The organism is Mycobacterium sp. Marseille-P9652 (assembly GCF_902652685.1).
Classification (GTDB): Bacteria; Actinomycetota; Actinomycetes; order Mycobacteriales; family Mycobacteriaceae; genus Mycobacterium.
Map to the genome: position 1 here is coordinate 1 of NZ_CACRUY010000102.1, position 6850 is coordinate 6850.

General features: G+C 69.0%; 6 protein-coding genes and 1 pseudogene. 5 read left to right on the forward strand and 2 right to left on the reverse strand.

Annotation, left to right across the window (positions count from 1 at the left end; translation table 11 throughout):
• Positions 1 to 303: pseudogene (locus GPY60_RS27350) on the reverse strand (DUF4185 domain-containing protein); the annotation flags it as partial.
• Between the two features lie 383 nt (positions 304 to 686).
• Between GPY60_RS27350 and GPY60_RS25955 the strand changes: the two are divergent.
• The 4 genes from GPY60_RS25955 (at position 687) to GPY60_RS25970 (ending at position 5525) form a co-directional block, all read left to right on the forward strand.
• Positions 687 to 2096, forward strand: coding sequence for an MFS transporter (locus GPY60_RS25955; RefSeq protein ID WP_231639839.1), 1410 nt, complete (start codon positions 687 to 689; stop codon positions 2094 to 2096).
• 209 nt (positions 2097 to 2305) lie between these two features.
• Positions 2306 to 3526 carry an acetyl-CoA acetyltransferase gene (locus GPY60_RS25960; protein WP_156690562.1) on the forward strand — a complete coding sequence of 407 codons (1221 nt, stop codon included), beginning with the start codon at positions 2306 to 2308 and terminating at the stop codon, positions 3524 to 3526.
• Between the two features lie 2 nt (positions 3527 to 3528).
• Positions 3529 to 5043, forward strand: coding sequence for a carotenoid oxygenase family protein (locus tag GPY60_RS25965; RefSeq protein WP_156690563.1), 1515 nt, complete (start codon positions 3529 to 3531; stop codon positions 5041 to 5043).
• A gap of 2 nt (positions 5044 to 5045) precedes the next feature.
• A complete protein-coding gene (locus tag GPY60_RS25970; RefSeq protein ID WP_156690567.1) occupies positions 5046 to 5525 on the forward strand; it encodes a VOC family protein in 480 nt (159 codons plus the stop codon).
• 3 nt (positions 5526 to 5528) lie between these two features.
• Here the strand turns inward: GPY60_RS25970 and GPY60_RS25975 are convergent, their stop codons facing one another.
• Complete coding sequence (locus GPY60_RS25975) at positions 5529 to 5954, reverse strand: hypothetical protein (RefSeq protein ID WP_156690564.1); 426 nt, start codon at positions 5952 to 5954, stop codon at positions 5529 to 5531.
• Between the two features lie 391 nt (positions 5955 to 6345).
• On the opposite strand from GPY60_RS25975, the gene GPY60_RS25980 reads away from it, so the two are divergent.
• Positions 6346 to 6850 (forward strand): PE family protein (locus GPY60_RS25980; protein WP_156690565.1); only part of this gene is annotated, 505 nt, incomplete at its 3' end.

Below are 6850 nucleotides of genomic sequence, written 5' to 3' on the forward strand. Positions count from 1 at the left end.
GGGCTGGATGGGGGCGGAATAGCGCTGTCCAGGGGTGGTCGGCTTGAGGAATTGCGAGATGAGCGGCCCCAGCTTCGGCAGCGGCGCGCGGTCGTTCGTGTGCGACGGGCGCCGCCCGGTGGGCGGCTGGACGACGGGCTGCGGCGCCGGCATCGCGGGCGGTGCGGCCGGCGGGTCGACGTTGGCCTCGGGCGCGCTGCACGGCGTCGCGCTCGCTGACGGAGCGGGGCCCACCACGAGCACCAGCCCGACAGCGGCCGCCGACGCCACCGATAGCGAGACGCTCCGAAAAATCGCCGACATGTAACACCTTTCGAGGGGCGGCGACGTCGCACTGAAACAGATTGACGGCCGCGGTTCGCTCATGTGACGATAGTGATCCGCGTGACCGATGTGACCAGTGAGATCTGGATAGGTATGCATCCGTAACCGTGTCGCAACCACCTTTTCCGCCCCGCGGCACACGGCGATCCGATCGGCCGGCCGCATCAGTGGCCGGAACGGACGGGATCGGCCGACCACGTCAGATCACGGCACCGGCCGTCGGGATTTCGCCCTGCCATCCGCCCACCCGGCCCGGTACGCTCCGAACCGCTGGCACACCAATCACCGCCGTGATCGGGATAGGCCGATGGAACTCCCGCTCGGCGCCCACCGGGTGCGCCGTCGAGCCAAGGAGGGCAGCGGTGAGTGCGCGCGATGGCATAGAGCCCACGCTGATTCGAAGCCGGGCCTATCTCCGCCGAGTGGTGGCCGCCTCGATGGCCGGCACCGTCGTGGAGTGGTACGAGTTCTTCCTCTACGGCACCGCGGCCACGCTCGTCTTCAGCAAGGTGTTCTTCCCGAAAGGCGACAACGAGCTCGACGCGATCCTCGCCGCCTTCGTCACCTACGCCGTCGGCTTCGCCGCCCGGCCGTTGGGCGGCCTCGTGTTCGGTCACTTCGGGGACCGGTACGGCCGCAAGAACCTCCTGCAACTGAGCCTGCTGCTGGTGGGCGGCGCCACCTTCCTCATGGGCTGCCTCCCCACCTTCGGACAGGTCGGGTACTGGGCGCCGACGCTCTTGGTGATCCTGCGTTTCATCCAGGGCTTCGCCGTGGGCGGCGAGTGGGGCGGCGCGGTTCTGCTCGTTGCGGAGCACTGCCCGAACTCCAGCCGCGGCTTCTGGGCCAGCTGGCCGCAGGCCGGCGTCCCGGGCGGGAACATGCTCGCGACCGCCGCTTTGCTGGTGCTCACCTCGACACTCTCGGACGCGGCCTTCCTCAGCTGGGGCTGGCGCGTGGCCTTCTGGTTGTCCGCGGTGGTCGTGCTGATCGGCTACTACATCCGCACCAAGGTCACCGACGCACCGATCTTCGTCGCCGCGCAGCAGGAAGCCCAACAGCTGGCCAGCAGCAGCATCGGCGCGATTGAGGTGTTGAAGCGTTACCCCCGCGGCGTTTTCACGGCCATGGGCCTGCGCTTCGGCGAGAACACGATGTACTACCTCGTCGTCACCTTCTCGATCACCTACCTCAAGGTGCATGTGCACGCCGACACGAAGGTCATCCTGTGGTGGCTCCTGGCCGCGCACGCCGTGCACTTCGTGGTCATCCCGCAGGCCGGCCGCCTCAGTGACCGATTCGGGCGGCGGCCAATCTATTTCATCGGCGCCGTGTGCGCGTGCTCCTGGGGCTTCTTCGCGTTCCCGATGATGGAAAGCGGCCGCAACGCGGTCATCATGTCGGCGATCATCATCGGTCTGGTGTTCCACGGCCTCATGTACGCGGTCCAGCCGGCGGCCATGGCCGAGATGTTCCCCACCCGGATGCGGTATTCGGGGGTGTCGTTCGGCTACCAGGTCACCGCGATCGTGGCTGGCTCGCTGGCCCCGATCATCGCGGTGCGCCTGCTCGAGACGTACAAGTCGGCGGTTCCCATCGCCTGGTACCTGGCGGCGACGGCGGTGGTCAGCGCGATCTCGGCCGTCGCCGCGAAGGAGACGAAGGGGGTCGACCTCGCGACGATCGACGTCGACGACGCGCACCGGCTGCGGCAAGGTCCGCCCCGCCCCGCGGAACCGGACTCCCCGGGACTCGTCGAAGGCACCGTCTGACCGACCGCCGATCGAACGCGCGCGAAGAATCGGCATGTTTGCCCACCGGTGCAGGCGGTAATGATGCAGTAGAGGTGCGCGCGTGGGCCGGCCCATGTGCTCACCTAGGTCCCGTCGGTTCAGCCCGAGAGCCGACGGGGCCGCCTCTCATTTGGGCGACGCCTCAAATAGGACTGACCCGCGAAGCGGTCAGGAGTAGCGTGCGGCGTATGAATCGCTCGACACCGGTGTGGATTCTCGGCGGCTACCAAAGCGATTTCGCGCGAAACATGACGAGGGAGGGACGCGACTTCGCCGCGCTGACGGCGGAGGTCGTCGACGGCACGCTCGCCGCCGCGCGCGTCGACGCGACCGACATCGAAGTGGTCCACGTCGCCAACGCGTTCGGGGAGATGTTTGCCGCGCAGGGCCATCTCGGGGCGATGCCCGCCACCGTGTGCGACGCCCTCTGGGACGTTCCGGCGTCACGACACGAAGCCGCATGCGCGTCGGGCAGTGTGGCGGTGCTCTCAGCGATGGCCGATCTGCGGTCGGGCAACTACGACGCCGCGCTGGTGGTGGGCGTCGAGCTCGAGAAGACCGTGCCCGGCGACACGGCGGCACAACACCTCGGGGCGGCCGCGTGGACCGGTCACGAGGGCGCCGACGCCCGTTACCTGTGGCCGTCGATGTTCGCGGAGGTCGCCGACGAGTACGACCGCCGCTACGGCCTGGACGACACCCACCTGCGCACCATCGCGCAGGTCAACTTCGCCAACGCGCGGCGCAACCCGAATGCCCAGACGCGCGGGTGGTCCATCCCCGACCCCATCACCGACGACGACGCGGCCAACCCGGTCACCGAGGGGCGGTTGCGGCGGTTCGACTGCAGCCAGATGACCGACGGCGGCGCGGGCGTCGTGCTCGTCGGCGACGACTATCTGCGGAACCATCCCGGCGCGCGCCTGATCGGCCGCATCGACGGCTGGGGGCACCGCACCGTCGGACTGGGCCTGCGCCAGAAGCTGGACCGCTCGGCCGACAACCCGTACGTGCTTCCGCACGTGCGGGCCGCCGTGCTCGACGCGCTGCGCCGCGCCGAGCGGACGCTCGACGACGTCGACGGGTTCGAGGTGCACGACTGCTTCACGCCCAGCGAATACCTCGCTATCGACCACATCGGGCTGACCGGACCGGGCGAGTCGTGGAAGGCGATCGAGAACGGCGAGATCGAGATCGGCGGCCGGCTTCCGATCAACCCCAGCGGCGGGCTTATCGGCGGCGGCCACCCGGTAGGCGCGTCGGGAGTACGCATGTTGCTGGACGCGGCGAAACAGGTCAGCGGCGCGGCGGGCGACTATCAGGTGGAGGGTGCGACGTCCTTCGGCACCCTGAACTTCGGCGGCAGCACCGCCACCACGGTCAGTTTCGTCGTCGGCAGGGGTCTGTGATCATGCACGTGGAAATCGTCGGCAAGTTCTTGTCCACCCTGCCCGAGGACGACGACCACCCATACCGCACCGGCCCGTGGCGCCCGCAGACCACCGAGTGGGACGCCGACGACCTCACCGCCGTCGAGGGCGAGATCCCGAGCGACCTGGACGGCATCTACCTCCGCAATACCGAGAACCCCCTGCACCCGGCGTTCAAGACCTACCACCCCTTCGACGGCGACGGCATGCTGCACGTCGTCGGCTTTCGCGACGGAAAAGCGTTCTACCGCAACCGATTCGTCCGCACCGACGGGCTCCTGGCCGAGAACGAGGCTGGCGGACCGCTGTGGCCGGGGCTCGCCGAGCCTGTGCAATTCGCCAAGCGCGAAGACGGGTGGGGCGCCCGCACCCTGATGAAGGACGCCTCGAGCACCGACGTCATCGTCCACCGGGGCACCGCGCTCACCAGCTTCTACCAGTGCGGCGACCTGTACCGCATCGACCCGTACTCGGCGACGACGCTCGGCAAGGAGACCTGGAACGGCCGCTTCCCCGCAGACTGGGGCGTGTCGGCCCACCCGAAGGTCGACCCCCACACCGGCGAGTTGCTGTTCTTCAACTACAGCAAGCAGGACCCGTACATGCGCTACGGCGTGGTCGACCAGAACAACGAGTTAGCCCACTATGTCGACATCCCGCTGCCCGGACCTCGGCTGCCGCACGACATGGCGTTCACCGAGAACTACGCCATCCTCAACGATTTCCCGCTGTTCTGGGATCCGGGCCTCCTCGAGCACAATGTCCACCTGCCGGGCTTCCACCCGGACATGCCGTCGCGGTTCGCCGTCATTCCCCGCCGGGGCGGGACCAACGACATTCGCTGGTTCGAGGCCGACCCCACCTTCGTCCTGCACTTCACCAACGCCTACGAGGACGGCGACGAGATCGTGCTCGACGGCTTCTTCGAGGGCGACCCCTCTCCCCTGGACAACGGTGGGACCAAGTGGGACAAGCTGTTTCGCTTCCTGGCCCTCGACCGCCTGCAGACCCGGCTGCGCCGATGGCGCTTCAACCTGGTCACCGGTGCCACCACCGAGGAACAGCTCTCCGAGTCGGTCACCGAATTCGGCACCATCAATCCCGACTATGCCGCCACCGGCTACCGCTACACCTACGCCGCCACCGGCAAGCCCGGCTGGTTCCTGTTCGACGGCCTGGTCAAGCACGACCTGCGCACCGGCAGCGAGCGGCGATTCGCCTTCGGTGACGGCGTTTTCGGAAGCGAGACCCAGATGGCCCCGCGGATTGGCGCCCGTGGCGAGGACGACGGCTACCTGGTGACCCTGACCACCGACATGAATGCCGACGCGTCCTTCTGCGTGATCCTGGATGCGGCCCGCATCGAGGACGGTCCGGTATGCAAACTGCAACTGCCGGAACGCATTTCCAGCGGCACCCATTCGACGTGGGCGCCCGGCTCGCAATTGCGGCGCTGGACCACCGCCGAGTCGGCCGCGAGCGCCGTCGGCCTGTGACGATGTATCCCGCCTCCCACCGTCGCACGCACTGGCCCCACCACCTGGCCGCGATCGGCGCCATCCGTTTCGCGCGGCGATCGTCGAATTTCGCTGAGGCCGTGCGCTTCTACCGGGATCTGGTGGGCTTGCCGCTGCACGAGACGTTCGAGGCCAGCTACGGCAGCAACGGCGCGATCTTCGGCATGCCCAGCTGGAACCTGACCCTGGAGATCGTCGAGTCGGCCGAGCCCGTCGCGGTGGACCACCACGAGCAGCTGTGCCTGTACTTCCCGGACGCCGAAGCCCGGGACGCCGCCGTCGCCCGCCTGGAAGCGGCCGGCGCCCAACCCGTCGAGCAGCACCCGTACTGGGCGGCGACCGGCGCGGTCACCTATCGCGACCCGGACGGCCGCGAGGTGGTGTTCGCGCCGTTCGTGTACGGCGTCAACGAGCCCGGCGACAGCGGCAGCTCCGGCAGCCACCAGTTTCCGACCGCCTGAGGCTCACCGCCTGGCGGCGAGCGCGGCGACCACCGCGACCACCGAGCACGCGGCCGCGCACGCCGCGGCCACTCCCCCGACGTACAAACCATATTCGGCCGACACCGGCGGGCTGACATTGATCTTGTAGTACCACACGGTGAGCGCCACGATGAGCAGCGAAATGACCAGCGCCGCAGCGGAAGCGATCCGGGCAGAGAGCCCGCGGCCCACCATCGCGCCGGCCACCAGCAGCGTGGAGGACAGCAGCACGATGAGCTGGCCGGCCCCGAACCCGTGCGGCAGTTCGAGGCTGCCGTGGGTGCCGCCGATGGCGTTGGCCCAGCCGCCGCCGTTGACCGCCGTCGTCAGCCACGGCAGCCAGGTACTCGCCGAAACAACGAGGGCGCACAGCGCCACCAGCCAACCGGGGCCCAGGCGGCGAGTCACGGTTGCGAGATTAGTAGAGGCGCCGCACGGGTTGGCCGCTCGCCACGCACACGCCGGCCAGCGCGGGTTCGGCTGGTCGCCGTTTGCAGTAGTCGCGGACTGAGCCGCACGAAATTGCCGTAGTTGACCCCGGAACGTACTCGCGCCGGCTGCCCTGACAATGAGCCATCGGACACGAGGCGGCGACGGCGATGACACCCCGGGTGCCTGACGGCATCGGCGGGTGATGCCGTGTTCGCGGCATTGTGTGACAGCCCGACGAGCACCGCTCGCGTGATGCGTACCGCTCGCATCGGTTCGCCCGTAGATCCGCGACCTTGGCGCGGGCGCATGCAGACACCGTTCGAGGGGGCCCTCGAGGGTGGCGCCGTGTGGATGATGGGAGTCCGCAATGTCGTTTGTGATCGCCTCACCTGACTCCGTGGCCGCGGCGGCGGCGGATGTGGCCCGGATCGGGCAGACGCTGAGGGGGGCGAGGTCGGCGGCGGCGGTGTCCACGACGAGCCTGATGCCCGCGGCCGCTGACGAGGTGTCTGCGGCGATCAGCGGGTTGTTCGGCGGGTACGGCAGGGATTTTCAGGCGCTCGGCGCCCAGGCGGAGTCGTTGCACGACCGCTTTGTGTCGGCGTTGAGTTCGGCCGGCGGCGCGTATGCGGCCGCCGAGGCGGCCAATGCCGATGTGCTGCAGACGCTCGAGCAGGACCTGCTCGGCGCGATCAACTCGCCGGTGCAGATCCTCACGGGGCGTCCATTGATCGGTGATGGCGCCAACGGGGCCCCCGGCAGCGGGCAGGCCGGGGGTAACGGGGGCTGGCTGATCGGCAACGGCGGCAACGGCGGCTCGGGTGCGACCGGGGCCAGTGGCGGCGCCGGTGGGGCGGGCGGATCGGCGGGAC